Raw genomic sequence first — 25,947 nt, 5'->3', positions numbered from 1 at the left:
ACAGTAAGGCGCAGAGCCTTTTAGGAGCGGTCGAGTGCCCTCGCAAAGGCCATGGCCCACTCCTCCGCGGACGCCGAGTCGGGTGCCTCACCGCGCAGGTCCAGCACGGCGACGCGGTCGTCGTACTCCTCGGCCCAGGACAGCAGCGCGTCGGCCACGCCCTCGTCGTAGAGGTCGTCGGGTCCGATCGCGATCAGCACGGGGACGTCCTCGTCGACCTGGCCGACCAGCTCGTCCAGACCGTCGGCGACGTCCTCCTCCCCGCTGTCCAGGCCCATGGACACCAGGACCGCGTCCGGCTCGGTGGAGGCGTCGACGAAGCGCTGGTAGCGCTCGGCCGCGTCGTGGATCGTCGACCCGTCCCGGCTCGCGCTCCAGACGTCCAGCGGCTCCCCGGCGCCGTCCGACAGCTCGATCGGGTCGTTGAACGAGACGTCGGCCGTCTCACCCCAGTGGTGGATGGTGACGGGCCGGTCGCGACCGACCCGGTCGGCCCACAGCTGCACCCACTGCGTCGGCAGGTGGCTGAAGCCGTCGCCGACCACGAGCAGGTCGGCGTCGCCGGACCACGCGTCCACCCACTCGGACACGGAGGCAGACCCGCCGTCGGGCGCCTCGGTGGCGGTCGCCGACGGCCCCTCGGACGTCGTCGCGGCAGGGTCCGCCGTGCCGGTCGGACCCGCCGTGGAGTCGCCGGGGGCCACCGGTGCCGCGGCGGACGGGTTCTGGCTGGCGGGGTGGGGCCGGTTCACGCTCCAGTAGGCGAGGCCGGACGCGCCGACCGCGACCACGCACAGGACTACCAGCGCCAGGTTCTGGACCTTGGTGGGGATCTCCACGGGCTAGCCCTGCGCCGCCGACGCCTCGGCTCCGCGGCGCACCTTCCGCGAGCGGGGCCGCTTGCCGCGTCCCTCGGTGGCCAGGTCGGGCCGATAGCTGGTGTAGGCCTCGTAGGCGTCGGGTCCCTTGATCGGCAGGCGGTTGAGCACCAGTCCGAGCACGTTGGCGTCCACCTGGTCGAGTGTATGCAGCGCTCGCTGCAGCTGCTCGCGCTTCACCGTCGCCCCGAGGGGTGCGGCGACGAGCCGCCAGTTCTGCCCGAGAAGGGGCGCGTGGTAGGTGAGTTCAATAGGGGGTCCTGGAGGAGAGGCGAAGGAGCGCTCATACCCTACTCGAGGTCAGCTTGTGGAGAAGCGCCCGGCGGAGAACCAGGCGTACCGTTTCCGTGGCGCAGGGAAGGTCCCGCTGGCCTTGTCGTTGGGCGCCCTTGAGCGAGGTTGGAGATCACTACGCACGCCGGGGCCGCCGCAGCGGACTCCGCCGCGGTCGCCACGTGCCCCACCCGCGCGCCGTCCTCTGGTCGGCTCGACCCGCTGGACCGCGACCGCCGCCACCCCCAGCAACCGATTCGCACCGACATCGACCTGCTGAACCTCATCCCCAAGTTTGCGTACCCTGGGACACGCCCGTGACCTCACCTACGTGACCCTGAACTGCTAGACACAGCCATGATCACCGAGGTCACGGGTACTTCACGGAAGGCGAAGTCCCCCGACGTGCCCGGTCAAGTTCGAAGAGCCCCTGAGCGCAGGAGGAAACATGGTCCCGGATGTCAGTTTCGTGGTGCCGGCGCACAACGCTGAGCGCACCCTGGCCGCGACCATCTCTAGCGCGCTCGCGCAAGAGGGAGTGACTGTCGAGGTGGTCGTCGTCGACGATGCCTCTAGCGATAGGACGGCGGAGATCGCGGAGTCCTTTGGCCCCCCGGTCCACGTGTTGCGCAACAGGACCAACCAGGGTGAGGGACGCTCCCGCAACAGAGCGATCGAGAACGCACGGGGACGGTGGGTCTCGGTGCTGGACGCCGATGACACGGTGGCTCAGGCGCGTTCACGGCGGCTGCTGGACCGCGCGGAAGCGGCGGAGGGGCTGCCCATCGTCGTGGACAACATCCTGATGCACCGTTACCGCCCGGGTGATGGCGACGCGGGGGTGTCGGTGACGAGCTGGCCGATGTTCCGGCCGGCGCGGCTCGCCGGATTAGGGACGCTCACTCTTGCGGAGTTCGTACGAGGCAGTCGACCGCTCAGGTCCTGGTCGGAGGCATACGGCTACCTCAAGCCGACTCTTCGGCGCGACTTCGTGGCTGAGCACGGCTTGACCTATAGCCCGCACTTGCGGGTGGGGGCCGACTTCTACTTCCTGGCCCGTGCCCTGCACTTCGCCGGGGCAGCAGCCGTCGAGCCTCTTGGTGGTTACCACTACACGATCTACCCCGAGTCGGTATCCGCGCGTGTGGGCCCTCCCCATATCAAGGCCTGGATGCGCGCGGACGCAGCGATCCTGGAGGAGTGCGATCTCGAGCCTACCGCCCAGAAGGCCTTTGAGCACCGCAGCGCGATCCTGCATGAGGCGCTGGAGTACGTACGTCTGGCGAGCCTCTTGCGAGACCGCGATGTCGTCGGCGCCGCCCGGCAGGCCGCCGCCAACCCTCTCCTGCTCATCCATCTCTCCCGGCCCGTGTGGTGGCGCGCCCGTCGAGCAGCGAGCTGGGTTCACGCGGAGGCCAGCTCGTGGGTTCGGGGCACGGGCCGTGGCTAACCGAGAGATCGTCACCCACGTCTGGTCACCACTCGACGTAGGCGAGCAGCGCTGGCTGATCTGGGGAAACGCCGGAGCGATGGTCGTCATCGTCGCGGTAGGGCTGGCGAGGATCATCTGGGGGATCGACCTGCAGCTGATGACCGCCGATGCTGGCGCTGTCGAGGCGTCGCCGGTCGCCGGCATCATGTCAAACATCGGCATCCTGGTCTGGGCGGCCGGCGCAGGGATCCCTCTCTTTACCTCTTTCTACAGCCATGGTTGGCAGGCGAGGCTGCTCCGGGCCGGTGGCTTGATGACCCTTCTCTTAGCGATAGACGACACCCTCATGCTGCACGATGAGGCGCTGCCGGCCCTCGGGATCCCGGAGAGCGTGGTGCTGGCCGTCCTCGGACTGCTGACCGCAGGTTTCCTTGTCTGGTATCGACGACACGTCTTGGCGGGGCCGAAAGTCTTCATGATGCTGGCCGTCGCCGGGTTCACGCTCATGCTGGTTCTCGACACGCTTGAGCCGTTGGGGTTGCTCAAGGGCCACGCCGTGATCGAGGAGGGGTTCAAACTGATCGCCATTGTCAACTGGACTGGTTACTTCGTGATGCTGGCCGCCCGGACCCTTGCGGGGCGGCTGACCGAGGAACGGCGGGATATGCAAACGCAGTGAGCGTAACCATCCGTATGCGTTTTGCTGCCAGAGTCGGGGCCGTGCGCCGGGGGTGCCCCGATGTATGGGGGGTCGGCGCCCGGCTCGTCCATAGGTACGGCGAAGGTGACGACCATCACCCTGCGCATAGCCGCCGCGGTCCTACAAGATCACCAGATCACCGTTCGACGGTGTCGGCTCCATGCTGTCTCCATTGACCACGATGACCGTCGCCGGACCGCCGAGTTCCTCTCCATCCGCTCACGAGGGCCCCGGCTGCGGCCACCACGCTGGATCTGCTCCCAGACGAGGTTGTCGTCCACGTCTGCCTGGAGGGCGAGTACCTGTGCCGCCAGTCGATCACCGGCGGCCGCGCTACCCCACCTTCGCTGCGATCGAGGTGTTCGACTCACCGTCCGCGGCCAGCAGCACGATCCGTGCCCGTTGGGCCAGGCCGGCCAAGCAGGGAGGACCGGGTCAGCCGGGCAAGTTCGGCATGGTCACCATCACGCAACCCCAGCGCGGGGCAGGTCGATTCGCCATACCCCATCGTCCCCAGCCGACCACTGTAACTCAACCAACTACACGCTGCACTGGGTCGCAGGAAGGAAGGCTCTGACTGCGCGACAATGGTTGCCGAGCGCCCCACCCGAGTGGGTTAGCCTCTCAGGAGTTGGCTCGGTCGGCGGTCTGCTCGGGGGTCTTGCCGGCTCCCTTGGCCATCATCCGCGTCGTTTGCCGGTTGGCCAGCATCCTGGCCAGCCCGACGAGCGCGCCGGACAGGACGGCGAAGGCGATGGCCTCCTTGAGGTCGATCTCGGGGTCGTCCGGGTTCTGGGGCGAATCGCTGCCGGTGACGAACTTCCACGTGCCGTCCGTCGTCTTGCGGGCGACGATCGCAGCCACGACGGCGGCTCCTGCGGTGACAGCTTTCGCGACGAGGTTAGCCATGGGACCGATCCTGCCACAGGGTTCTTCAGTGGCGAGCCGGAGCCGTCCATCGATCCTGGCGGGTCAGGGGGCGGGCGCTGGCCCCGGTGGGGGTGCGGTGTCGCCCGCGATGTCGACCATGAGCTCTGACGGAGGCGATACGTCTTCTGCGGTGACGACTTCGTCTGCTCCGAGATCATGGTCCGGGTCAACGGTGCCCTGCGTCTCGGTCGGCTCGGCCCCGACGATCTCTGCCGGTCGGGAGGCCTGGATCGGGGAGGGCTGACTGCCTGGATCCTGGATTCCCAGATCGACGGTGTAGCTCCATGTCTGCAGTACGCCTCCGTCGACACCGAGCGACGATGCGGACGCGGCGATCCACGAGCCGAGGAAGGCGCCGGTGGCGAGCACCATCGCTGTGCCGAGGGCCGCGCTAGTTCTCATCGCCGCCCTCTGCACGTGTCGACCGCGGGCTGCGTAGAAGGAACCACGTCGTAGCCAGGCCACCCGCCAGCGCCGCCATTAGTGGCGGGTGAATGAGGCGCATGAGGTAATCACCGCCGCGGGGTACGTGGAGCCACAGGGTGCCCTTGACGTCGGCGCCCATCGGTCTCCAGTCGTCGGTCTGATCGCGGTTGTCGCCCTGCGGGACGAATGCGTCGCCCTCCACCCCCACCAGCCGGTGGATTACGAGGGCTCCGGCGCCGGGCTCGCCGTCAGGGACGGTGAACGTTGCGATGTCGCCGACCGCGTACGCGTCGTGCGCCCTCAGGACTACGAGGTCCCCGTCGGAGAGCGTCGGCTCCATGCTGTCGCCCGACACCACGATGAACGTCGCGGGTCCCCCGAGCTGCGTGGGACGAAAGGTGAAAGCCCATGCGAGGACGACAGTGATGAGCAGCGCCCACCCGAGGACGCTCTTGCGATGTCCCTTGCTGCTGGAGCGGACGACCCGTGGCGGCCGTGGCCCAGCGGTCACGGCCGCCACGGCGGAATCAGCCTTCGATCCAGATCTTGATCGACTCGAGGCTCTCCGGAGACGTCGGCGCGAAACCCACCCTCGCCTGCCCACTGCCGTCGAGCGTGACCTTCGTGCTGTCGTCCATGACGTTGGTCCGGACGAACATCTCTGCTCCTGCGCACGCGGCATCGATGCCCTCGATGCGCACCCCGCTCACGCTGTTGGTGCCCGTCTCCAACGACCAGTTGACCTTCACGCCCGTGTCGTCGCACGTGAGGTCGGTGGACACGCCCGCCTGGATGACGCCACCGTCAACGGTCAGCAGCGATGCGGAGGCGAACGCCAAGGATGCAACAGCGGTGCCGCCGAGTACGGCGGCGATGATCTTCTTCATATTCTCTCCCTCGAGAATCAGCGGCAGGGCCCATTCCCTGCCAGCTACGCCACGATAGGCAACCGGATTAACGGATTAGGTCACGATCAGGTCTCGATCGTGTGGTGTCGGTAACACGTGCTGCAGGGAACGACCAGAGAGTCACCCCCCTGGGTGTAGCGAGATCGCGTCCATCGCTTGACGTCGGTCCCCATCTCGTGCGGGAGCGGTGCTAGCCTCGATGCCACGAAACGACAGGGGAGCGCGCGAGCGCTGAGAGTGCGGCACCAGACCGCAGACCCTCCGAACCTGCACCGGTTAGCACCGGCGAAGGAAGTCGCAAGGAGACGACGATGACCCGCACCACACGCACCCGTGCCGGCGCCCTGGCAGCCTGCCTGGCGGTGGCCCTCCCGCTCACCTCGTGCTCGCTCATGGGCGGCGGTGACGACGAGACGCCCGCGCCGGCCACCGCGCCGGCACCCACCACGCAGGAGGGTGACACCGAGGGCGCCACCGCCACCGGCGGCACCGACGCCGAGGAGGCCACCGAGGCCGCTGCGCCCACGGACACCGGCACCGTCACGCTGGTGACGCACGACTCGTTCGCGCTGCCGGACGACCTGATCGCCCAGTTCGAGGCCGACACCGGCTACGACCTGCAGATCCAGCTCTCCGGCGACGCCGGGCAGCTGACCAACCAGCTGGTCCTGACCGCCGGCAGCCCGATCGGCGACGTCGCCTTCGGCATCGACAACACCTTCGCCGGGCGGGCGATCGACAACGACGTGCTCACCCCATACACCCCGGCTCGCCTGCCAAGGTCCGCGAAGGAGCACGCGCTCGAGGGCGGCGACGCGGCATACCTGACCCCCGTCGACTTCGGCGACGTGTGCGTCAACGTGGACGACGTCTGGTTCGCTAACCAGGGGATGATGCCGCCGGCGAGCCTGAACGACCTGCTCAAGCCGGAGTACGAGGACCTCTTCGTCACCCCCGGCGCCACCACCTCCAGCCCGGGTATGTCGTTCCTCCTCGCCACGATCGGGGAGTTCGGCCCGGGTCAGTGGCAGCCCTACTGGGAGGACCTCATGGCCAACGGGGCCAAGATCACCAGCGGCTGGACCGACGCCTACACCGTGGACTTCACCGCCGGCGGCGGGGACGGGGACCGGCCGATCGTGCTGTCCTACTCCTCTAGCCCGCCGTTCACCATCCCCGAGGGCGGCTGGCAGCCGACGACCAGCGCGCTGCTGGACACCTGCTTCCGGCAGACGGAGTATGCCGGCGTCCTGGACGGGACCGACAACCCCCAGGGGGCGCAGGCGGTCATCGACTGGCTGGTCAGCCCGGCGGTGCAGGCGGTCATCCCGGACAGCATGTACATGTATCCCGTCGACGGCCGAGCGCCGCTGCCCGACCTGTGGGCGCAGTTCGCGCCGCTGGCGGAGGAGCCGATCGTCGTGCCGGCCCGGCAGATCGAGGAGGAGCGGCAGACGTGGCTGCAGGAGTGGTCGGACATCGCGACGGGGTGAGGTAAGGCGCCGGTGCGCCCCAACCCGGTCGTCCGACCGCTACCCGCGCTCGACCCATTGCCGGTTGCTGAGCCGCAGTGCCGCGGCCGCCACATACAGGAGACCGACGATCTCCAGTGCGCCGCCCGCCACGGCGAACCACTCGTTGGTGACGACGATGTTGATGACGTGCCCCACCGTCCAGCACGCGATGAGTGCCCCCGCCCACCAAGGCACTCCCGTCTCCTGTGACCGGGCCGCGAGGAACGCCGTCAGGCCCAGCAACAAGGTGCCCAGGAGATTGCCGATGACGAACAGCACAAAGAACGGTATCGACCACGCGCTCGCCGGAGAGCCATCCAGTGCCGCTGCCGCGTCGACCTTGCCCACAGCCAGCGCAACCGTGTCGAAACCGGTGAAGCTGATGCCGAAGTAGCACAGATAACCGGTCATCATGAGTCCCACCGCCCACAACGCCAGTTTGGGCCGGCTCGGACGAAACACCCGCAGAGCTGCGGGAAGTCCGAGCAGGGCCAGCATGGAGCCCACCGTCGCCAGCACAACGGCGGCGATCAAGGTGCCGGGGAAAGCACCGTACAAGGCGAGCGCGTCCGCGGCGCTGCCGCTGTCGGTCAGCCCTGAGGTGGTGGACGCCCATGCGTAGAGGGAGTTGCACACCAGCTGGAAGAGGAAGGCCACGGGAAGAGCCAGGGCCGCGGCGTACCGCCGGAACCGGACGGTGCGGTCGTGCTCGACGGCGTCGTCCTGCTCGGGGACAGCGCGGGGCGTCGTGGTGGTCATGGCCTGCTCCTCATGTCGAACCAACAGGGTTCGAGACTTGCAGCCTGGGACCTCCGGCACATCGGGGACTGCACGGGAAACGTCTACGGGCTGGCACGGATGACCGGCGCGGCGTTCGTGCCATAGCATTGCTCGATGGGGGCCTCGTCACGTTCGCGGCGAACGATGATCGCAGCCACCGCCGCGTCCGCGCTGGCCGGTGTGGTCGCAGCATGGGAGCTCCTGGTCGCCGTCCTCGCGCTGGTCCGAGATCCGCTGGAGGCGCTGTTCTTCGCCGCCGTCCTGGGGGTGGGGTGCGCCCTCCTGGTCCTGGGTGGTCTTCTGACACGCCGCCTGCCGGAGCTGCCGTTCGGTCCACTGGTCACAGCCGCGGGGGCGGTCCTCATGGCGCTCCATCTCCTGCCCGAACGGCAGGCCTCCGCGCTGGAGGGGACCTGGATGCTTCTCTACCTGCCCCTGGCGCTCATGCTGGTGTGGTTCCCCTCGGGACGTGCCGCCACGGCAGGGTGGAGGTGGGCGGCCCGCTCGACGACCGGCGTCGTGGTCCTGTTCAACGCCGTCTGCGTCGTCGCTGCCGTTGCGCCGGGGCTGCGGCCCGTCCTGGAACCGCCCGGACTGGTGCTGGTCCTAGCTTTCCTGGTCATGCTCGGCTGGTGCTGTGCTGCTCCGCTTGCCCGATACCGGTGTGCTCCCTCCACGCAGCGGCTGCGGCTGCGGTGGATGTTCGTGGCGGGTCTCGCCCTCCCCGGGACCTTGCTCCTGTGCTGGGCCAGTTACCTGATGTTCGGGGCGCCGGACCTGGTGGTCATCGGCCTGCTGGTGAGTTACGTCATCATCCCGGTCGGGGGCGCCGTCGGCCTGCTGCGGCCGCGGCTGTTCGACGTGGACCGTGCCGTCGTGGCCGCCACGACGGCGACGGTGCTGGCCGCGGCGGCTCTGTGCGTCGTCGCCGCCGCCGTCTGGGCGGTCGGGTTGCGCCTGACCGAGTGGTCGACCTTCGGTGCCGTCGGTGCCGTGGCGGTCCTCACCGCCGGGGCAGCAATCGCCTACCCAGGACTCCGGGGGCGCCTCGAGGAAGTGCTCTACCCCGAGCGCGCCCGTGCCCTGCGTGCCGTCCTGGCGCTCACTGCCGGCGTGGAGGCGGGCACGGCGAGGCCCGAGGACCTGCAACCGGAGCTGCGCACGGCGTTGAACGACCCTGGTCTGGTGGTGGCTCACCGGGGATGGACGGATCCGACGCTGCTCCGTCTGGACGGAACGCCTGCTGAGCCCACCGCCGCTACCGGCATCCTTCGTCTGGGTGGTGAGCAGATCGGTGCCATCGTCCCCTCGGGGGCCGGAGCGCGCCAGGTCCCCGCGGCGGTCTGCAAGGCATCGGCACCGCTGGTCGCATCCATCCGTTCTCGGGCGGAGATCAGCCGGGCTCTTGCCGAGGTGGAGCTGGCCCAGGAGCGGATGCTGCTCGCCGGCGAGCGCGAGCGTCACCGGCTGGAACGCGACCTCCACGACGGAGCGCAGCAACGCCTGGTGGCGCTGGGGATGCGTCTGCGGGTGCTGCAACGTGCCGGAACCACCTCACCGGCGCAGTCCGAGGAGCTGGACGTGGTCGTGGCCGAACTTGCCACGGCGGTGGCAGAACTGCGGCAGGTGGCTCACGGCGTGCGCCCGAGCATCCTGGACGCAGGCCTCCCTGCGGCGCTGGCTGAGCTGGCACGGCGTGACCCGGAACGGATCACGGTGGATGCGGGCACGGACATGGTGCCGGCGGAGGTTGCCCTCACCGCCTACTTCGTGGTCAACGAAGCCGTCACGAACGCGTTGCGTCACGCTGCCGCGGAGCGTATCCACGTGACTCTTCACCAGGAGGGCTCCGCCGTGGTCGTCTCGGTCACCGACGACGGGCTGGGGGGAGCTCGGGTGCGGCGACCTGGAGGACTTGCCGGGCTCGAGGAGCGGGTGACTGCTTCGGGTGGCCGCTTCCGGGTGGCGTCCGGAGCAGGCCGGGGGACCACGGTGCAGGCGGTGCTGCCGTGCGGGTCGTGATCGCCGAGGACTCGGCGCTGTTTCGCGAGGGGCTGGCCGCGCTGCTGGTGACGGCCGGCCACACCATCGTGGGACGCGCGGCCACCGCCGCCGCCGCCGTCGCCCAGGTACGCGCGCACCAGCCGGACATCACCGTCCTGGACGTGCGCATGCCCGAGCGTGACGAAGGAGTGGCGGCCGCGGCGGAGATCCGCGCCTGGGAGCCGGAGGCTCCTGTGATGCTGCTGTCCCAGCACGTCGAGACCCGCCACTGCGTCGACCTGGCGACGGGTGGTTCCTTCGGCTACCTGTTGAAGGACCGCGTCCTCGACGTCGACGACTTCTTCGTCGCGCTGGACCGCGTCGCGCGGGGTGGGACCGCCCTCGATCCCGAGGTCGTCGCGCAGCTGGTCGGTGCCGCGCGGGCGGACACCGAGCTGGCGTTGCTCACGCCTCGAGAGCTGGACGTGCTGGGACACATGGCTCAGGGCTTGTCGAACCGCGCGGTGGCGCGCCGGCTGCACCTGTCCGCGCGCACGGTCGAGACCCACATCGGCAGCATCTTCGCCAAACTGGGCCTGGTGGACGCCCCGGACGAGCACCGCCGGGTGCGCGCCGTCCTGGCCTACCTGTCCGCCGCGAGAACCTGAGCCGGGTCCGGAGCGGGTCGTGGCCCCACCGGTGAAGTACCCTAACCAGGTCACGACAGGGGAGCGCCGCCGGCGCTGAGAGTGCGGGAACCGCCCGCAGACCCTTTGCGAACCTGCTCCGGTTAGCACCGGCGAAGGAAGTCGAGCATGTCAGTCTCCACGGCACCGCGGGAGCCGGCCGCCCGCGCGCCGGCGCGCGGGCGCGGCACCGCATACCTGACCGGTCCCGGACTCACCCTGGGGCTGGCGACGCTGGTCCCGCTGGCGTTCCTTGGCGTCTTCTTCGTGCTGCCCGTCTCCGGCATGCTGGCGCGCGGCTTCTTCCCCGACGGGGGCCTCGACCTGTCGGCGGTGCCGGAGGTGCTCGGGCGGGCGCGCACGCTGCGGGTGCTGTGGTTCACGCTGTGGAGCTCGGCCGCGGGGACGGTCCTGACCCTGGCGCTGGGGCTGCCGGTGGCCTTCGTGCTCTACCGGCTGCGCTTCCCCGGCCGGGGGCTGCTGCGCGCGCTGGTGGTCATGCCGTTCGTGCTGCCGACCGTGGTCGTGGGCGTGATGTTCCGCTCGCTGCTGTCCGCCGGCGGGCCGCTGGGGTCCCTGGGCTGGGACGGGACGTGGGTGCCGATCCTGCTGGCGTTCGTCTTCTTCAACCTCGCCGTCGTCGTGCGCACCGTGGGCGGGATGTGGGAGGGCCTGGACCGGCGCGCCGAGGAGTCCGCCGCCACCCTCGGGGCCACCCCCTGGCAGGTATGGCGTTCGGTCACCCTCCCCGCGCTCGTCCCCGCGGTCGTCTCCGCCGGGACGCTGGTCTTCCTCTTCTGCTCCACCGCCTTCGGGGTCGTGCTGACCCTCGGCGGGCTGCGCTACGGGACCATCGAGACCGAGATCTACCTGCTGACCACCCAGCTCCTGGACCTGCGCGGTGCGGCCGTGCTCTCGGTCCTCCAGCTCCTCGCGGTCGTCGGCATGCTCGCGCTCGCCGCGCGGACCCGGCGCTCGCGGGAGCGGGGGCTGAAGCGGGTCGGCGCGCGGGCGGCGGCCCGCCGGCCGGGGCGGAGCGACATACCCGCGCTGGTGGCGACGGGACTGGCGGTGGTGTTCGTGCTGCTGCCCGTCGGCTCCCTCGTCGTGCGCTCGCTGCGGCGGCAGGGTGGGTGGACGCTGGCGAACTACCGGATGCTCACCGACCCCGGCTCGACGCCGGTGCTGCGGGTCAGCGTCGCCCAGGCCGTGGAGAACTCGCTGCGCACCGCCGTCGACGCGACCGTCCTGGCGATGGTGCTCGGGGTCGTCGTGGCGCTGGTGGTCTCGCGGCGGCCGCGCTCGCGGTGGTGGTCGGGTGTGGTCTCGACGATGGACGGGGTGTTCATGCTGCCGCTGGGGATCTCCGCGGTGACGGTGGGCTTCGGCTTCCTCATCACGCTGGACCGGCCGCCGCTGGACCTGCGCACCTCGCCGGTCCTCGTGCCGGTCGCCCAGGCGATGGTCGCGCTCCCGCTGGTCGTGCGCACCCTCGCCCCGGTGCTGCGCTCGGTCGACCCGCGCCAGCGCGAGGCGGCCGTCGCGCTCGGCGCCGGGCCGTGGCGGGCGGCGTGGACGACCGAGGCGCCGGTGCTGGCCCGGCCGCTGCTGGCCGCGACCGGCTTCGCCTTCGCGGTGTCGCTGGGCGAGTTCGGGGCGACCTCCTTCCTGGCCCGCCCGGACCGGCCGACGGTGCCGGTCGTCATCTACCAGCTGATCTCGCGCCCGGGCGCCGAGAACCTCGGCATGGCCCTGGCCGCCAGCGTCGTGCTCGCGCTGCTCACCGTCGTGGTCATGGGCGTGGTCGAGCGGCTGCGCGTGGGATCGGTGGGAGCGTTCTGATGCTCGAGCTGTCCGGCGTCACCGTCCGCTTCGGGACGAAGACCGCGGTCGACGACGTGTCCCTGTCCGTCGAGTCCGGCTCCGTGCTCGCGGTCCTGGGCCCCTCCGGCTGCGGCAAGTCGACGCTGCTGCGGGCGGTGGCCGGGCTCGAGCCGCTGGCCGCGGGGAGCGTGCGGTGGGAGGGCCGCGACCTCGCCGGCGTACCGACCCACGAGCGGGGCTTCGCGCTGATGTTCCAGGACGGGCAGCTCTTCGCGCACGCGTCGGTGGCGCAGAACATCGCCTACCCGCTGCGGCTGCGGCACGTCGGCCGCGCCGCGCGGACCCGGCGGGTGGCCGAGCTGCTGGAGCTGGTCGGCCTGCCGGGGTACGGCGAGCGCCGGCCCACCACGCTCTCCGGCGGCGAGCAGCAGCGGGTCGCGCTGGCCCGCTCCCTCGCCGCCGACCCCGCCCTCCTGCTCCTCGACGAGCCGCTCTCCGCGCTCGACCGCTCGCTGCGCGACCGCCTCGCCGGCGACCTGCGCGAGATCCTCGTGGCCACCGGCACCACCGCGCTGATGGTCACCCACGACCACGACGAGGCCTTCACCGTCGCCGACCGGATGGCGGTCATGCTCGCCGGCCGCGTGGCCCAGGAGGGGCCCTCCTCGCAGGTATGGCGTGCGCCCGCCTCCCGCGAGGTCGCGGAGTTCGTCGGCTACGGGACGTTCCTCGACGGCGCGCGGCTCGAGGCGTTCCGGGAGCACGCCGGCGAAAGGGTGCCCCGGTCCGGGGTCCTCGCCCTGCGGCGCGGGGCGCTCAGGGTCCATGAGGCGGGCGAAGTCACCGGTGTGGTGCGTCGGGCCGTCAGGGTCTCCGACGCGGTTCATCTACAGGTCGACGTCGAGGGCGTCGGCGAGGTAGCCGCGACTGCGGACGACCCTGGGGTCCAGGCCAAGGACCTCGTCAAGATGCGGGTGCACCTGCGCGACTGCGCGGTCGTCTCCTGAGCTTGCCGGGGCCGCGCAGCCACGTCCGTCCCACGCCTCGCAACAGGCTCTCCTGAACCAATCGGAGTCGACTGGTAGACGCTATCGCCTCTACAGGGCTAGGGTGCGAGGGTAAAGAAGAGGTAAAGGCCCGCTCCACGGTCGGCAATGTGGCGATCGGCGGGACTAGCAGATGGGACCTTCTCTTGACGACTTCTGGGGAGATCAGGGCTGGAGTGCACGGGGTCCAGTCAGAGGACGACATGGGGGCCGCTTCGCGACTCGCCTCACTCTTCGTCGTGCCTGAGGTATGGACCCGTCAACGGGACGCTCCCTCTCGTGCACGTCGCTACCTGGATCGCTACCTGCTGACGCTCCGTAGCGTAGACACGCTGGCGGTGATCTTCGCCGTGCTGTGCGCACAGTTTGTGAGATTCGGCGGCGAGAAGCCGCCGCTCAGCGGTTTTGCGCTCGTCGACTACACGGGCGTGTCGGCAGCGCTGACGGTGAGCTGGGTGACCGTACTCCACCTCGTGCACGCCTACGACGGGCGGCTCGTCGGCCATGGCGTGCAGGAGTACAGCAAGATGCTGCGCGGGTCGGTGTGGTTGTTTGCGGCGCTGTCGATCACCGCCTACGCCTTTCAGCTCGACGTCGCGCGCGGATACGTGCTGGTCGCTTTTCCTCTGGGCACGGCGATATTGCTGCTCGGGCGCTGGCTCTCCCGACGTTGGCTCATCCGTCGTCGGCGGGAGGGGCTGCTGTGCGACCAGGTCCTGCTCGTGGGCGACAGAGATCATGTCGCGGGCCTGGCCTCGGCGCTGGGCCGGGCGCCCGGCGCCGGCTATCACGTCGTGGGAGCGTGCGTCGACGGAGGCACGGGGACCGCGGCCGGGGTGCCGGTGCTCGGTACGGAAGCGGAGGTTCTCGGCCGGGCGATCGAGCTGGGTGTCGACGTCATCGCGGTGTCCTCCTCTGCGGACCTGGGGCCCGACGGCCTGCGGCGTCTGGGTTGGGCGTTGGAGGGCACCGGCATCGACCTCGTCGTCGCTCCCGGGATCATGGAGGTGGCCGGTCCGCGTGTGCTGACCCGCCCGGTGGAGGGGTTACCCCTGATGCACGTGGAGTCTCCGAGTTTTTCCGGACCCCGGCTGACCCTCAAGAACATGATGGACCGGATCGCGGCCTTGTTGCTGCTCCTGCTGCTCTCGCCGGTTGTGCTCGGGGTGGCGTGGTGGGTGTGGTTGGATGACCGCGGGCCGGTGCTTTTCCGTCAGGTGCGAGTCGGCCAGGACGGCCGGACCTTTGGGATGTGGAAGTTCCGAAGCATGGTCGTCGACGCCGAGAAGCGGGTGTCCAGCCTCATGTCCTTCAACGAGGCCGCCGGGCCCCTGTTCAAGGTGCGCAAGGACCCTCGGGTGACGCGGGCCGGACGGGTGATCCGCAAGTACTCCCTCGATGAGCTGCCGCAGTTGTTCAACGTGCTCAGCGGTGACATGAGCCTGGTGGGTCCCCGTCCACCTCTGCCGCGCGAGGTCGCCGAGTACGAGTTAGCCACTCGGCGTCGGCTCCTGGTCAAGCCGGGACTAACCGGGCTCTGGCAGATCAGCGGCCGCAGCGACCTCTCCTGGGAAGAGGCCGTGCGCCTGGACCTCTACTACGTGGAGAACTGGAGCCCGCTACTGGACTTCCTGATCCTGCTGCGGACCGTAGGCGTCGTGCTGCGGCCAAGGTCCAACGGCGCCTACTGAGGAACTTTCGCGCGGCCGGCGCCTGGGCGCGCGGTGCCAGTTTCGTGGCCACCTGCTGATGTTGACCCGCTGTGCGCCGCATAGGACCGCGGACGACTTGATGCCCAACACCCGGCCACCGCGATCCACGTCCTCGGTCCCCGTGTCGTCGACCTACTCCTGGCAGGGCGAGCTTCCCCGAGTTGCGCCTTTACCAGACGCACGAGGTGACCGCCGTCCCCGTCACCCGCCCTAACGGCGAGCCGCAGACCTCGAGGAGGTCGCGGGCGAACTTCGCTCTGGGATCCTTGCGTCGCACCGCAGGGCGCCCCACGATCCCGAGCCCACGACGCGGTGACCCCTTCCCACCTGGCCCGATCCCCGCTATGGTCGCGGGGAAGCCACGCAACGACAGCGTGACCGGTGCGTCTCGGGCGGCACACGCGGAGACGATCCGTACCATTCGTGTGCCAGGGGTGAGCTTTCCGATGACCGATCCCACCAGCCCGTACAACGCGTCCGCGAACGAGCCCCGCCGTCCCGGCGGAGCGCCGCCGCCGCCGACCGGGTTCCAGCCCGGGCCCGAGCAGACCTACCAGCCGGCGCCCGAGCAGACCTACCAGCAGCCGGCGTCCCAGCAGTACGGCGGCTACCAGCCGGCCCAGCCCTACGACGGGGCCGTGAGCGGCGTCGGGCGGCCCGCTGAGCTGATGGACCGGTTCGTGGCTCGGCTGATCGACCACGTCCTCCTGTTCGCGGTGAACATGGTCCTCGTGGTCTTCCTCATCGTCGGTGTGGTGATGAACGGCTCCGGCGGGCTCATGGGTCGCGGCAACTTCTTCACCAACGTCGTCAGCTCGGTCCTCGCGGCCGCCATCTACCTGGCCTACTTCGCCTACCTGGAGTCCACGCGTGGGCAGACCATCGGCAAGATGGTGATGAAGCTGGAGACGCGGGGTCAGGACGGTGGCCGTCCCTCGATGGAGCAGGCGATCCGGCGCAACATCTGGGTGGCCTTCGGCCTCCTCGGCGTCATCCCGATCATCGGCGGCGTCCTCGCTGGCCTGGGCCAGCTGGTCGCGATGATCCTCATCGCGGTGGGCATCAGCGGCGATGCCGTGGCGCGCCGTGGCTGGCACGACAAGTTCGCCGGCACCCAGGTCGTGAAGATCGGCTGACGCCCGCTTGACGAGCGCGTCAGTGGAGCGTTGTGGTCGTCCTGGCGACCACAACGCTCCACTGACGTGCACGTCAAGACCGGCGCGTCATGCACGAGAGCGAGGTATGCCGCTACGGCGCGGCGCGGCCTCCGGGTCAGCGGGTGCTGCTGCCGGAGCCGACCGGGCTCTTGGGGTTGGCGCAGTAGGAGAAGGCCTTGTCCTTGGCCGCGTGGTAGCTGGCCGTCCTGCCCGCGGCCCGCAGCACGAGCTGGTAGCCAGGGACGAGGGCCTGCGTGTACATCATGCCGGGCTGGGGGCAGCCGAGGCTGCCGTCGGACCAGGTGACCTCGGCGAAGCCGACGACCTTGACGTCGTCGACGGCCACGTCCATGCGCTTGGCGTAGTCGGCCACCGCCGCCTGGACGTCAGGGCGGTCGAGCACGGCCTGGGGGACCGGGCCGGTCGGGAGATCGGGCTGACCCGTGCTGGGCAGGGGGACCGGCCGGGGTGTCTTCATCTCGTCCTCCGAGGTGCTGGGTGCGGACGTGCTCTCGTCCGGGATGCTGGTCTGCGCCGGGCCGGTGGCGGTCGCGACGTCCGTCGGGGTCGGGGTGCTGCCCGGCGTCGACGCCTCGCCGCAGCCCGTCAGGCCGAGCGTGAGCGCACCGACGAGCGCGGCGGCCCGTGGGATCGTGCGGATCATGCGTCCTCCTCGGGTCGGTCGTCCAGTCTAGAAGAGCGGCCGGTGGGGCCGGACGAACGTTGTGGCGGGGGCGGGGCGCCAGGTCCCCTGACCCTGCGCCCCGCCCTCCGCGCCCCCGTCGTCATCGCCGGTGGGCGACCCCTCGTGACGAGGTGTCAGGTGTCCCGTCCTGACACTAGTTAAGACGTCGGGAGCGGCCCGAATGTTGCAGTCTGGAGATGTGATCTGTGCCACATCGTGCGCAGCGTCCCTGGAAAAGAAGGAACCCCGACGACAACGCTGTCGTCCGGGGATCCGCCATCATCCTCCGCGCTGCTCCGGTGGAAAGCCAGCGACGTGACCGAATCGTTACCGGAGCTCACCCGGACGGGTGGGGCGGGCGGCCGGCGGGCTCAGGGCGCGACGTCCCGGCTCCGCGGCCGGAGCGTCAGCGACTGCTCCACCGTGCCGACGGGGCCCTGCACGTCGTGCACGGCGGAGGAGGACTGGCCGATCCCGGTCGGGCCCCAGGAGACCTGCGTGTCCAGGCCGACCCACGGTCCCTCGGGCTGGCGGTGCAGGTGCAGGGTGAGGTCGACGTTGGGGAAGAGCCACTCGTCCGGGTCCTGGCGCCAGGCGATGCCGTTGGCGACGTCGAGCATGCCGCACCAGCGGGCCAGCTCCGAGACCTCCTCGCCGGCCACGAGCGGGTGCCGCGTGCTGACCCACACCTTGCCGCGGCCGGGGCGCAGCCCGTCCAGCGCGCGGAACTCCAGCGTGCGCAGGAAGTCGCCGCCCCAGTGCGACATGCCGTGCCAGACCGGCACCGAGGTCGGGTCCGGCAACGGCTCGGCCTCGGCTCCGGCGACCTTGGAGGTGTCGGCGCGCGCGAGGCGCCAGGCGCTGGCGCGCACGACGTCGCGGCCACCGGCGCTGGCGACCGCCTCGACCAGCTCGATGGTCCGGCCGGGCCGCAGGGTCCGCGTCCGCACGGTCGTCTCCGAGCGGTGGATCATCCCCAGGATGTCGAACGTCAGGCGGCCCCACTGCAGGTCCGGGCGCGGGTCGTGCCGCTCCAGGTTGTGCACCAGCAGGCCGGTGACGACCGCCATGTGCTGCTCATCCTCGCTCCAGGCGCCCATCGTGTGCCGGGTCGGCTCGTAGCGTCCCTCGCCGAGCGCGACGTAGTAGTGGTCCTCGTCCGCGGTCATCCCGCGATTCTAGTGAGGCCCGGGAGCCACATCCGTCGGGGTGTAGTCGCACCTGGCCGTTTGCTGAGAGTCTCGATCCGACCGCGCAGGGGGCGGCCACCGCAGGCCCGGACCTCGGGCCGGCAACCGAAGGACCCCCTCGCGTCGGGGCGAGGGGGTCCTTCGTTGCTGTCGCGCGTCAGCTCATCGGCCGCTGCCCAGGAGCAGTGCCTCGTCCTCGCCGGCAGCGTTGTCGAGCACGACGATCATCTGACCGAGCGGGCTCTGCTCCCGCCAGGCGTCCAGGTCGGCCGTGATCTGCAGCTTCTGCGAGGCACCCGGGGCGACCTCCGTGTAGTAGCCGTCGGTGTCGAACGCCTTGTTCCACGGGTCGTAGACGGCCGTGCCGTCCATGACGTCGAAGCCCGCGCCGGCCAGGTCGAAGCTGGCGACCTCGTAGCTGAAGCTCGTCCCGTCAGTGACGCCCAGCGCGCTCATCGGCACCGGCATCAGCAGCGTGCTGCTGTCGGTCGGTGAGGTGGCCAGGTAGTAGACGTCCATGGCGCCGGTCGCCAGGTCCATGGTGAACACCGCGTTCATGCCGTCGGCGGAGCCGCTGGTGACCAGGCCGTAGTCGAGGGCGAAGACAGCCTGGTCGGCCACCCCGTCCCCGTCCACGTCGATGAGCACGTCGTGCTCCAGGCTCGCCGCGTTGGACCAGCGGTCCCAGTTGTTGATCGCGAAGACCATCACGTCGTCCTCCGGGAAGGACTGCACGCCGGCCGCCCGCAGGTCGTAGCCCTGGCCGCCCATCGCCTCGTAGTCGACGTCCTGACCGTCGGACAGACCCCAGGTGTAGAAGTCCATCGCGGCCGGCAGGGCTCCGCCCTTGTTGACCAGCGTGACCTTGGTGGTCGCCTTCTTCGCCGGGTCCAGCTTCGGGCCCTTGGCGTCGCCCTGCGCGAGCGAGCGCGGCACCATCAGGTAGGGCACGTTGAGCTCGCCCGAGTCGGCGGAGAGGCGGACCTGCCCGCTGATCTCGTGGAAGGACCACTGGTCCCCGCCGAGGGAGGTCGGCACGTCGGCCGCGCGAGCGCTCAGCTTGATCGTGACGCTGGCGGTCCTGCCCGGCTTCACGGTGATCCTCGAGGGCGACACCGTGACGTTCGCGGGGAGGCTGTCCGGCGACGCGACGGTGCTGACGCGGTAGGTCTGCGTCGTCGTGCCCTTGTTGACCACCGTCACCTTCTTGGTGGCGTTGAAGTTCTTCGCCGACTCCACGAAGCCGAAGTTGAGAGTGCTCTCCCAGCCACCCGTCTCCAGCTTGTCGCCGAAGGCGACGGTGTCGGTGGTGACCGTCTGCATGGCGTCGACCAGGCCGTTGCCGGTGATCCTCAGCGCGTAGTCGCCGACGTTGTCGCGGTCGGCGCTGCTGATGATCGCGCCGGTGACCTCGTAGGCGGTCCACTCCGGGTGCGCCTGGACGCCGAGCGCGGCGACGCCGGAGGTCATCGGGGCGGCCATCGAGGTGCCGGACATCCGCACGCCCTTGTAGCCGGTCCCGACGGCGGCAGACTCGATCGCGACGCCCGGCGCGGCGACGTTGGGGGCCAGCCCGCTGTCGCCGGAGCGTGGCCCGCCGGAGGTGAAACCGGCCGAGTCGGTGTAGCCCGGGTTGTCCAGGATCTGACCGACCATCGAGACGGGCTGGCCGTCGGCGGCCACGAGCTGGTCGCCGTCGTCGGTCGGGTTCGGGCCGAGCACGCCGCGCACGCCCAGGAACGGGATCGTGACGGTGTAGGGCGCACCGGTGTCCGGGTTGTCCAGGATCGGGCCCTCGTAGGGCGGGAAGCCGGGGTCGGTGTTGATCATCGCGACGGCAGCGGCTCCGGCCTGCTGGCCGAAGACTCCGCGCGCCACCCGGGCGCAGGTGCCACGGACCGTGACGGCCAGCTGGTTGCCGCCATCCGCGATGCCGTTCTCGGTGAAGGCCTCGACCGAGCAGCCGAGCGACTCGTCCTCCGTGGTGCCGGGGATGTCCTCCAGGACGACCACGTCGTAGGCGGTGCCGTCCTCCGGGATGATTCCGTTGGCCGAGATCGCCGGGATGGCGCCATCGGGCAGCGTGATCTGCACGCCCGGGTAGGTCGCCGTCGGATCGACCGCCGCCACGGACAGCACGCCGCGGGCGGTGGACGGGGAGCCGACGAGGTAGGGGTTGTGGCCCGCGTTGCCGGCCGAGGCCACGACGACCACGCCCGCGGCCGCCGCGTTGGCGGAGGCGATCGCGGTGGAGTCGTCGGCGTAGCCGTAGTCGGAGCCGAGCGACATGTTGATGACGTCCATGTCGTTCGCGACGGCCCAGTCGATGGCCTCGACGGTCACGTCGGTCGAGCCGGCGCAGCCGAAGACGCGCAGGGCGTAGAGGTCGACCTCTGGTGCGACGCCGGGCCCGATGAGGAAGTCGGTGTCGGGGGTGCTCGCGTCGTAGGGCCCCTCGTAGGTGCTGCCGTCCGCCAGCACGCCGCTGCCGCCGGTGCTGCCGGCCACGTGCGAGCCGTGCCCCTGGCAGTCCAGCGGGTTGGGGTCGGGCTGCGGCACCGATCCGGGCTCGCTGGCGTCGTAGTCGTCGCCGACGAAGTCCCGGCCGCCCTTGACGCGCGGTGCGTCCGGACCGAACAGCGCCGGGTCGGCGGGCGCGGTGTCCGTCGCGTCGGCGGCCTCGTAGGCATCGACCGTGCCCGGCCCGCCGAAGTCGGCGTGCGTGTAGTCGATGCCGGTGTCGATGATCGCGACCTTGACGCCCTCACCGGTGTAGCCGGTGTCCTGCCACACCTGCGGCACCCCGAGGAAGGGGATCGCGGTGGCGTTCTCGAGGTGGTGGACCACGACGGGGCGCACGGCCAGGACGTCCGCGCCCGCGGCCAGGTCGGCCACCTTGTTGCGCGCGATCGAGACCTTGACGCCGTTGATCGCGTGCTGGGTCTGGGCCAGGACGGTGCCGCCGTCGGCCCTCGCCGCGGCGACGACGCCGCGCTGCTGGGCCTTGATCTGCTTGACCAGCTGCTTCTTCTGGCCCTTGGACAGCTCCGTGCCGCTGCTGGCCTGCACCTCGGAGACGGACGGCCGGGACAGCTGCACCATCACCTGGACGGTGCGGTCGTCGTCGGCGCCCACCGGCAGGACGACAGGGTCGACGGCGCCCACGCGGGGGGCCAGGACGAACCGGTCCACGGGGTCGGCGGGTGAGGCGCCGGCAGCTCCGCCGGCCAGCGCCAGGGGGGTGAGGAGTGCCGCCAGGCTCATGCCGGCGACGAGTGTTCTACGTACCACGGTGTACACCCTTCGTTGGGGATCGGTCGCACGCCCCGAGACACGCACCATCGGTCACCGTACGCGGCGGTCCCCGCCCCGGCAAGGGGGAGCGCTCCGGGCTGCCGCCGTGTTCAATGGCTCGCATGCCCACCACCCGCACGCCCACCGACGCCGCGGCGTGGAGCCGGGTCGGCCGGGCCGTCGTCGGCACCACCTACCCGTGGTCGCCCGGCCACGTCGTCATGGGACCAGAGGACGCGCACCTCGTCCCCGAGCAGCTGCACCCCAGCTTCCACGGGTCGCTGGACTGGCACTCCTGCGTGCACGTCCAGTGGTCCCTGGTCACCCTCCTCACCAGGTATGCCGACGCGCTGGACCCGCAGGAGCGCACCGCGGTCGTCGCCCTCCTCGACGAGCGCCTCGGCCGCGAGCACGTCGCCGTCGAGGTCGACTACCTGCGCGCCCGGCCCGCCTTCGAGCGGCCCTACGGGTGGGCGTGGGCGGCCCAGCTGGTCGCGACGCTGGAGGAGGCGGCGCGCGGTGGCGCGGCACCGCATACCGGGGCGTGGGCGGAGGCGACCGCCCCCCTCGGCGAGACGGTCGCCGACCTCGTGCTCGGGTGGCTTCCGCGCCAGCCCTACCCGGTGCGGCACGGCAAGCACCAGAACGACGCGTTCGCCCTGCGGCTGCTCATCGACGCCTACGGGCGGCTCGGTCGCGAGGACGTCGTCGCCGCCTGCCGCGGACGGGCGCTGGACTGGTTCGGCGCCGACACCGACGCGCCGACGGCCTGGGAGCCCGGCGGCACCGACTTCCTCAGCCCGGCGCTGACCGAGGCCAGCCTGATGGCGCACGTCCTGCCGCACCAGAGGTATGCCGCGTGGCTCGCCGGCTTCCTGCCCGGCCTCGGCGAGGGGCGCCACGAGCACCTGCTGGCGGTGCCCGAGGTGCGCGACCCGGCCGACGGGCAGTACGCCCACCTCCTGGGCCTGGCGCTCAGCCGCGCGTGGCAGCTGCGCGAGCTGACCGCCTACCTGCCCGGGGCGGAGGACCGGCTGCGGGAGGCGGCGGACGCGCAGGAGGCGGCGGTGCTGGAGCAGATCGTCGCCGGCGACTTCATGGCCACCCACTGGCTGGTGTCCTTCGCGCTGCTGGCGCACGGCGTGCTGGAGCCGGCGTGAGCGAGGCGGTGCAGGAGCACGTCCGCCGGTCCAGGTGGGGAGGCTGGTCGGTCCGGCAGCGGCTGCTGGTGCTCATCGTGCTGGTGATGACGGCGGGGCTGACGGTGGTCGGGGCGGTGAACTTCGGGCTGCAGTACGGCTCGCTCACCGAGCGCGTCGACGCCGAGCTGCAGCAGGAGGTCTCCGAGCTGGGGCAGATGGCCCAGCGCGGCCCGGCGCAGGACGGGAGGCCCTACGCCGACGTGTCCGACCTGTTCTTCGCCTTCCTCACCACCGCGGTCGCCGGCAACGACGAGGCGATGATGGGGATGGTCGAGGGGGAGGTCGAGATCTTCTCCGGCGGGGCGCGCACCTTCGAGGTGGCGCACGAGGAGGTGCAGACGGCCGCGCGGGGCCTGTCCCTCGAACCCGGCCGGGCCCGGGTGACCGAGCTGCGCTCGCAGGGCACCCAGCTGCGGATGCTCGTCGCCGACGTCCGGCTCCCGCTGGAGACGCGACCCGCCCGCTTCGTGGTCGTCAAAGACATCGGGCAGCAGCGTGCCGAGATCCGGCGGTACGCCCTGACCTACGGCGTGCTCGCGGTGCTCGTCCTCGGGGCCGTCGCCGGGCTGGCGCACCTGCTCCTGGGGCGGCTGCTGCGCCCGCTCACCGAGCTGCGCGCCGCGACCGCCGCGACCACGACCGACGACCTGTCCCGACGGGTGGACGTCAGCGGCGCGGACACCGACGTGGCCGAGCTGGTCGTGCGCTACAACGAGATGCTGGACCGGATCGAGGCCGGCGTGCAGCAGCAGCGGCAGTTCCTCGACGACGCCGCCCACGAGCTGCGCACGCCGCTGACGATCGTGCGCGGCAACGCCGAGCTGCTCAGCGCCGACGACCCGCAGGACGTGGAGGCGACCCGCAGGCTGGTGCTCGGCGAGGTCGACCGGATGCAGCGCCTCGTCGACGACCTGCTCATGCTGGCCCGGGTCCAGCGGCCCGACTTCCTGCGGACCGGGCGGGCCGACGTCACCGAGCTCACCGTGGAGGCGATGGACCGGGTCACCGCCCTGGGGGAGCGGACGTGGCGGCTGCGCGCCGGCGCGGAGGGCAGCATGCGGATGGACCGTCAGCGGGTGCTGCAGGCGGTCGTGCAGCTGGCCGCCAACGCGGTGAAGTTCAGCGAGCCGGGCTCGGCGATCGAGCTCTCCTCGGCCTGGGCCGTGACCGGGTCGCCCGCGGCGATCGGCGCGGTGGCCGCCGGCGCCGTGGAGGCCCGGCGCTACCTCGTGCTCAGCGTGCACGACGAGGGGATCGGCATCCCCGACGAGCAGCAGGAGCGGGTCTTCGAGCGTTTCGCCCGGGCCGACAACGCCGGTCAGGCCGAGGGGTCCGGGCTCGGCCTGGCGATCGTCAGGGTCATCGCCGAGGCGCACGGCGGCGCCGTCGGGGTGGCCTCGGTGGCCGGCGAGGGGTCGACGTTCTGGCTGGCGCTCCCGGACGGGTCGGCGCCGGCCTAACCCGTTCCACGGGAGAGGCTTCGCCCCGAGACAGACAACGTCCTGCACGTCATGCAGCGTTGACAACACTGCACGAGGGGCAGGACGTTGTGTGTCTCGACCGCGGTGCGGGGTGAGAGGCGTCAGCCGCGGCCGCGTGCGAGCGCGGGACGGCGGCGGGGACGGGGTGCCGGGGCCGGGCCCTCCGGCCGGAAGGACAGCCCGATGATGAGGAGGCCGGCGCCGACGACGCCGAGGATGAAGACGGCCGCGGTCCAGAGGGGGTACCAGATGGAGGGCTCATCCATGCCGGGGGCGCTGGCCCTCAGGCCGAGCCCGGCGATGCCGGAGAGGAGGCAGATGGTGCCGACGACCGCAAGCTGCTTGGGACGCATCCGGCCGACCATAGCCCCGCCCGGGCCAGGTGCCAAGTCCTCGCCGGGAGGCGGGGATGGGGGGATGAACGCGACGGCGTCGAACCTCCGGGTGGTCCCGGCCAGCGACGCGAGCGGGAGGACCGGACCGACGACGGGGTCTGGGCGATCACCTGCCTGTTCGTGCGGGCCGGGCACCGCAGGCGCGGGGTGAGCAGGGCCCTCGCGGTCGCGGCGGTGGCGCACGCCCGGGAGCGCGGCGCCCGGGCGGTCGAGGCCTACCCGCTGCTGACCAGGAACGTCATCGACGAGGAGCTGCACGTCGGCACGCTGGCGACCTTCGAGGCGGCCGGGCTGCGCGAGGTGACCCGGCCCACGCCGCGGCGCATGGTGATGCGCCTCGGCCTGGGCCGGTGAGGGTCCGCGCCGCACGGCCTATCATCGAGCCGTGACGGGGACAGGTGGACAGCTCGTGGACGTCGACCGGCGGGTGCTGGGCGAGCAGGAACGGCGCAGCATGGTGCTCGCCGGGCTGACCGTCCTGGTGCTGCACCTGCTGGGCTGGGGCAGCCTCTTCCTCCTCGTGGCGCCCTCCCGGCTCGAGCTCGGTGGCGAGGCGCAGGTCTTCGGCGTGGCGCTGGGGGTGACCGCCTTCGCCCTCGGTGCCCGGCACGCCTTCGACGCCGACCACATCGCCGCGATCGACAACACCACCCGCCGGCTGGTCGGCGAGGGACGCCCGGCGACGACCGTCGGCTTCTGGTTCTCCCTGGGCCACTCCACCGTCGTGGTCGCGCTCGCCGCCCTCGTCGCCGCCGGCATGTCCACGCTGGTGCGCGGCGCCACCGACGCGGAGTCCACGTGGACCGCCTTCACCAGCGTCTGGGGGCCGCTGGTCGCCGGCGTCTTCCTCCTCGTCATCGCGGCGGTCAACGTCGCCTCGCTGCGCGAGGCCGACGGCAGGCCCGGCGGGCCGGTCACCCGGATCCTCGACCGCGTCGGCGCACACGTGCGCACCCCGCGGCAGATGTATGTCGTGGGTCTGCTGTTCGGCCTCGGGTTCGACACCGCCACCGAGATCAGCCTGCTGATCCTGGCGGGGTCGGCCGGGGTCGCCCAGCTGCCGTGGTGGGCGGTGATGACCCTGCCGGTCCTCTTCGCCGCCGGGATGGCCACCCTCGACCTGGTCGAGGGGTGGGTGGCGCGCTACGCCTACGGGTGGGCCGTGGAGGCGCCGGGGCGGATGCGCCGCTACAACGTCACCGTGACGGTCCTGTCGGTCCTCGTCGCCGGGGTCGTCGGCCTGGCCTCCCTGTCCGGGGCGCTGTCGCAGTGGTGGGGCTGGCCGGACCCGATGGCGTGGACGGCGGCCGTGGCCACCGACCTGTGGGGCTGGCTGCTCGCCGCCGTGCTGCTCGCGGCGGCCGCCTGGCTGGCGCTCGCGCGCCGTCGGCGCACCCGCTGACCAGCGCTCCCGGTGCGGGTCGGTCGGACCGCCCGCGCCCCGGACTCGT

General features: G+C 71.1%; 24 protein-coding genes and 2 riboswitches. Of the genes, 13 read left to right on the top strand and 11 right to left on the bottom strand.

The genetic code is table 11. The features are described 5' to 3' along the window. Nucleotides 1–20 precede the first annotated feature (20 nt). Entirely contained in the window at nucleotides 21–839 is an 819-nt protein-coding gene (locus tag DV701_RS09790; RefSeq protein ID WP_114928136.1) for a hypothetical protein, read from the bottom strand. A gap of 3 nt (nucleotides 840–842) precedes the next feature. After that, a complete protein-coding gene (locus tag DV701_RS09785) occupies nucleotides 843–1,013 on the bottom strand; it encodes a hypothetical protein (RefSeq protein WP_162802945.1) in 171 nt (56 codons plus the stop codon). A 586-nt stretch (nucleotides 1,014–1,599) separates the two neighbouring features. Between DV701_RS09785 and DV701_RS09780 the strand changes: the two genes are divergently transcribed. Next, the gene (locus DV701_RS09780) at nucleotides 1,600–2,601 is read left to right on the top strand and encodes a glycosyltransferase family 2 protein (protein ID WP_114928134.1); all 1,002 of its coding nucleotides are present in this window, start codon (nucleotides 1,600–1,602) and stop codon (nucleotides 2,599–2,601) included. Next, on the top strand, nucleotides 2,594–3,262 hold the full coding sequence (locus DV701_RS09775; RefSeq protein WP_162802944.1) for a hypothetical protein: 669 nt from the start codon (nucleotides 2,594–2,596) through the stop codon (nucleotides 3,260–3,262). Before DV701_RS09780 ends, DV701_RS09775 begins: the two co-directional genes overlap by 8 nt. 645 nt (nucleotides 3,263–3,907) lie before the next feature. Here DV701_RS09775 and DV701_RS09770 read toward each other — a convergent pair. The 4 genes from DV701_RS09770 to DV701_RS18240 all read right to left on the bottom strand — a co-directional run bounded on the left by DV701_RS09770 (nucleotide 3,908) and on the right by DV701_RS18240 (nucleotide 5,526). After that, nucleotides 3,908–4,192 carry a DUF4235 domain-containing protein gene (locus tag DV701_RS09770; RefSeq protein WP_114928132.1) on the bottom strand — a complete coding sequence of 95 codons (285 nt, stop codon included), beginning with the start codon at nucleotides 4,190–4,192 and terminating at the stop codon, nucleotides 3,908–3,910. Nucleotides 4,193–4,255: 63 nt separating this feature from the next. Beyond that, nucleotides 4,256–4,585: a hypothetical protein gene (locus DV701_RS09765; RefSeq protein ID WP_114928131.1), complete on the bottom strand. Its 330-nt coding sequence runs from the start codon at nucleotides 4,583–4,585 to the stop codon at nucleotides 4,256–4,258. 19 nt (nucleotides 4,586–4,604) lie between these two features. Beyond that, a complete protein-coding gene (locus DV701_RS09760; RefSeq protein ID WP_162802943.1) occupies nucleotides 4,605–5,159 on the bottom strand; it encodes a S24/S26 family peptidase in 555 nt (184 codons plus the stop codon). 7 nt (nucleotides 5,160–5,166) lie between these two features. Beyond that, the gene (locus DV701_RS18240; protein WP_162802942.1) at nucleotides 5,167–5,526 is read right to left on the bottom strand and encodes a hypothetical protein; all 360 of its coding nucleotides are present in this window, start codon (nucleotides 5,524–5,526) and stop codon (nucleotides 5,167–5,169) included. 225 nt (nucleotides 5,527–5,751) lie between these two features. After that, nucleotides 5,752–5,858: riboswitch (TPP riboswitch) on the top strand. Between DV701_RS18240 and DV701_RS09750 the strand changes: the two genes are divergently transcribed. Then, a complete protein-coding gene (locus DV701_RS09750) occupies nucleotides 5,859–7,040 on the top strand; it encodes a thiamine ABC transporter substrate-binding protein (RefSeq protein WP_228254967.1) in 1,182 nt (393 codons plus the stop codon). Nucleotides 7,041–7,079: 39 nt separating this feature from the next. Here DV701_RS09750 and DV701_RS09745 read toward each other — a convergent pair whose 3' ends face one another. Then, the gene (locus DV701_RS09745) at nucleotides 7,080–7,820 is read right to left on the bottom strand and encodes a hypothetical protein (protein ID WP_114928128.1); all 741 of its coding nucleotides are present in this window, start codon (nucleotides 7,818–7,820) and stop codon (nucleotides 7,080–7,082) included. Nucleotides 7,821–7,985: 165 nt separating this feature from the next. On the opposite strand from DV701_RS09745, the gene DV701_RS09740 reads away from it, so the two are divergent. The 6 genes from DV701_RS09740 (at nucleotide 7,986) to DV701_RS09715 (ending at nucleotide 16,228) form a co-directional block, all read left to right on the top strand. Then, nucleotides 7,986–9,863 (top strand): sensor histidine kinase, encoded by a 1,878-nt coding sequence (locus tag DV701_RS09740; protein WP_162802941.1) that lies wholly within the window; start codon nucleotides 7,986–7,988, stop codon nucleotides 9,861–9,863. Then, nucleotides 9,851–10,492: a response regulator transcription factor gene (locus tag DV701_RS09735; protein WP_114928126.1), complete on the top strand. Its 642-nt coding sequence runs from the start codon at nucleotides 9,851–9,853 to the stop codon at nucleotides 10,490–10,492. The genes DV701_RS09740 and DV701_RS09735 overlap by 13 nt, the downstream gene beginning before the upstream one ends. A gap of 47 nt (nucleotides 10,493–10,539) precedes the next feature. After that, nucleotides 10,540–10,649, top strand: a riboswitch (TPP riboswitch). Continuing rightward, the gene (locus tag DV701_RS09730; protein ID WP_114928125.1) at nucleotides 10,640–12,352 is read left to right on the top strand and encodes an ABC transporter permease; all 1,713 of its coding nucleotides are present in this window, start codon (nucleotides 10,640–10,642) and stop codon (nucleotides 12,350–12,352) included. It overlaps the preceding riboswitch by 10 nt. Continuing rightward, nucleotides 12,352–13,341, top strand: coding sequence for an ABC transporter ATP-binding protein (locus tag DV701_RS09725; RefSeq protein ID WP_114928124.1), 990 nt, complete (start codon nucleotides 12,352–12,354; stop codon nucleotides 13,339–13,341). The genes DV701_RS09730 and DV701_RS09725 overlap by 1 nt, the downstream gene beginning before the upstream one ends. A gap of 242 nt (nucleotides 13,342–13,583) precedes the next feature. Then, nucleotides 13,584–15,071, top strand: coding sequence for a sugar transferase (locus DV701_RS09720; protein WP_114930988.1), 1,488 nt, complete (start codon nucleotides 13,584–13,586; stop codon nucleotides 15,069–15,071). 467 nt (nucleotides 15,072–15,538) lie between these two features. Further along, nucleotides 15,539–16,228 carry an RDD family protein gene (locus tag DV701_RS09715; protein ID WP_202863491.1) on the top strand — a complete coding sequence of 230 codons (690 nt, stop codon included), beginning with the start codon at nucleotides 15,539–15,541 and terminating at the stop codon, nucleotides 16,226–16,228. Nucleotides 16,229–16,364: 136 nt separating this feature from the next. Here the strand turns inward: DV701_RS09715 and DV701_RS09710 are convergent, their stop codons facing one another. From DV701_RS09710 to DV701_RS09700, 3 genes are all read right to left on the bottom strand, one after another. Further along, the gene (locus DV701_RS09710; RefSeq protein ID WP_114928123.1) at nucleotides 16,365–16,913 is read right to left on the bottom strand and encodes a hypothetical protein; all 549 of its coding nucleotides are present in this window, start codon (nucleotides 16,911–16,913) and stop codon (nucleotides 16,365–16,367) included. Nucleotides 16,914–17,305: 392 nt separating this feature from the next. Next, nucleotides 17,306–18,103 carry a thioesterase family protein gene (locus DV701_RS09705; protein WP_114928122.1) on the bottom strand — a complete coding sequence of 266 codons (798 nt, stop codon included), beginning with the start codon at nucleotides 18,101–18,103 and terminating at the stop codon, nucleotides 17,306–17,308. A 183-nt stretch (nucleotides 18,104–18,286) separates the two neighbouring features. After that, complete coding sequence (locus DV701_RS09700) at nucleotides 18,287–21,415, bottom strand: S8 family peptidase (protein ID WP_162802940.1); 3,129 nt, start codon at nucleotides 21,413–21,415, stop codon at nucleotides 18,287–18,289. 125 nt (nucleotides 21,416–21,540) lie between these two features. On the opposite strand from DV701_RS09700, the gene DV701_RS09695 reads away from it, so the two are divergent. Both DV701_RS09695 and DV701_RS09690 read left to right on the top strand, forming a co-directional pair. Continuing rightward, nucleotides 21,541–22,578: a DUF2891 family protein gene (locus DV701_RS09695; RefSeq protein ID WP_114928120.1), complete on the top strand. Its 1,038-nt coding sequence runs from the start codon at nucleotides 21,541–21,543 to the stop codon at nucleotides 22,576–22,578. Further along, on the top strand, nucleotides 22,575–24,080 hold the full coding sequence (locus DV701_RS09690; protein WP_114928119.1) for a sensor histidine kinase: 1,506 nt from the start codon (nucleotides 22,575–22,577) through the stop codon (nucleotides 24,078–24,080). Before DV701_RS09695 ends, DV701_RS09690 begins: the two co-directional genes overlap by 4 nt. Before the next feature lie 122 nt (nucleotides 24,081–24,202). Here the strand turns inward: DV701_RS09690 and DV701_RS09685 are convergent, their stop codons facing one another. Further along, the gene (locus DV701_RS09685) at nucleotides 24,203–24,454 is read right to left on the bottom strand and encodes a hypothetical protein (RefSeq protein ID WP_162802939.1); all 252 of its coding nucleotides are present in this window, start codon (nucleotides 24,452–24,454) and stop codon (nucleotides 24,203–24,205) included. On the opposite strand from DV701_RS09685, the gene DV701_RS19140 reads away from it, so the two are divergent. After that, the gene (locus tag DV701_RS19140) at nucleotides 24,362–24,850 is read left to right on the top strand and encodes a GNAT family N-acetyltransferase (protein ID WP_114928117.1); all 489 of its coding nucleotides are present in this window, start codon (nucleotides 24,362–24,364) and stop codon (nucleotides 24,848–24,850) included. The genes DV701_RS09685 and DV701_RS19140 overlap by 93 nt on opposite strands. Before the next feature lie 31 nt (nucleotides 24,851–24,881). Further along, the gene (locus DV701_RS09675) at nucleotides 24,882–25,898 is read left to right on the top strand and encodes a HoxN/HupN/NixA family nickel/cobalt transporter (RefSeq protein ID WP_202863490.1); all 1,017 of its coding nucleotides are present in this window, start codon (nucleotides 24,882–24,884) and stop codon (nucleotides 25,896–25,898) included. Nucleotides 25,899–25,947: the final 49 nt, after the last annotated feature.

The organism is Ornithinimicrobium avium, assembly GCF_003351765.1.
GTDB classification, from domain to species: Bacteria; Actinomycetota; Actinomycetes; order Actinomycetales; family Dermatophilaceae; genus Ornithinicoccus; species Ornithinicoccus avius.
Note: the sequence above shows the minus strand (reverse complement) of the source record. Positions and strands in the feature narration are given on the sequence as shown.

What these genes read in the sequence shown, in the direction of transcription:
- DV701_RS09780 (WP_114928134.1), top strand. Translation starts at nt 1,600, where the DNA reads ATGGTCCCGGATGTCAGTTTCGTGGTGCCGGCGCACAACGCTGAGCGC.
- DV701_RS09770 (WP_114928132.1), bottom strand. Translation starts at nt 4,192, where the DNA reads ATGGCTAACCTCGTCGCGAAAGCTGTCACCGCAGGAGCCGCCGTCGTG.
- DV701_RS09765 (WP_114928131.1), bottom strand. Translation starts at nt 4,585, where the DNA reads ATGGTGCTCGCCACCGGCGCCTTCCTCGGCTCGTGGATCGCCGCGTCC.
- DV701_RS18240 (WP_162802942.1), bottom strand. Translation starts at nt 5,526, where the DNA reads ATGAAGAAGATCATCGCCGCCGTACTCGGCGGCACCGCTGTTGCATCC.
- DV701_RS09750 (WP_228254967.1), top strand. Translation starts at nt 5,859, where the DNA reads ATGACCCGCACCACACGCACCCGTGCCGGCGCCCTGGCAGCCTGCCTG.
- DV701_RS09745 (WP_114928128.1), bottom strand. Translation starts at nt 7,820, where the DNA reads ATGACCACCACGACGCCCCGCGCTGTCCCCGAGCAGGACGACGCCGTC.
- DV701_RS09740 (WP_162802941.1), top strand. Translation starts at nt 7,986, where the DNA reads ATGATCGCAGCCACCGCCGCGTCCGCGCTGGCCGGTGTGGTCGCAGCA.
- DV701_RS09730 (WP_114928125.1), top strand. Translation starts at nt 10,640, where the DNA reads ATGTCAGTCTCCACGGCACCGCGGGAGCCGGCCGCCCGCGCGCCGGCG.
- DV701_RS09725 (WP_114928124.1), top strand. Translation starts at nt 12,352, where the DNA reads ATGCTCGAGCTGTCCGGCGTCACCGTCCGCTTCGGGACGAAGACCGCG.
- DV701_RS09720 (WP_114930988.1), top strand. Translation starts at nt 13,584, where the DNA reads ATGGGGGCCGCTTCGCGACTCGCCTCACTCTTCGTCGTGCCTGAGGTA.
- DV701_RS09715 (WP_202863491.1), top strand. Translation starts at nt 15,539, where the DNA reads ATGACCGATCCCACCAGCCCGTACAACGCGTCCGCGAACGAGCCCCGC.
- DV701_RS09710 (WP_114928123.1), bottom strand. Translation starts at nt 16,913, where the DNA reads ATGATCCGCACGATCCCACGGGCCGCCGCGCTCGTCGGTGCGCTCACG.
- DV701_RS09705 (WP_114928122.1), bottom strand. Translation starts at nt 18,103, where the DNA reads ATGACCGCGGACGAGGACCACTACTACGTCGCGCTCGGCGAGGGACGC.
- DV701_RS09695 (WP_114928120.1), top strand. Translation starts at nt 21,541, where the DNA reads ATGCCCACCACCCGCACGCCCACCGACGCCGCGGCGTGGAGCCGGGTC.
- DV701_RS09685 (WP_162802939.1), bottom strand. Translation starts at nt 24,454, where the DNA reads ATGCGTCCCAAGCAGCTTGCGGTCGTCGGCACCATCTGCCTCCTCTCC.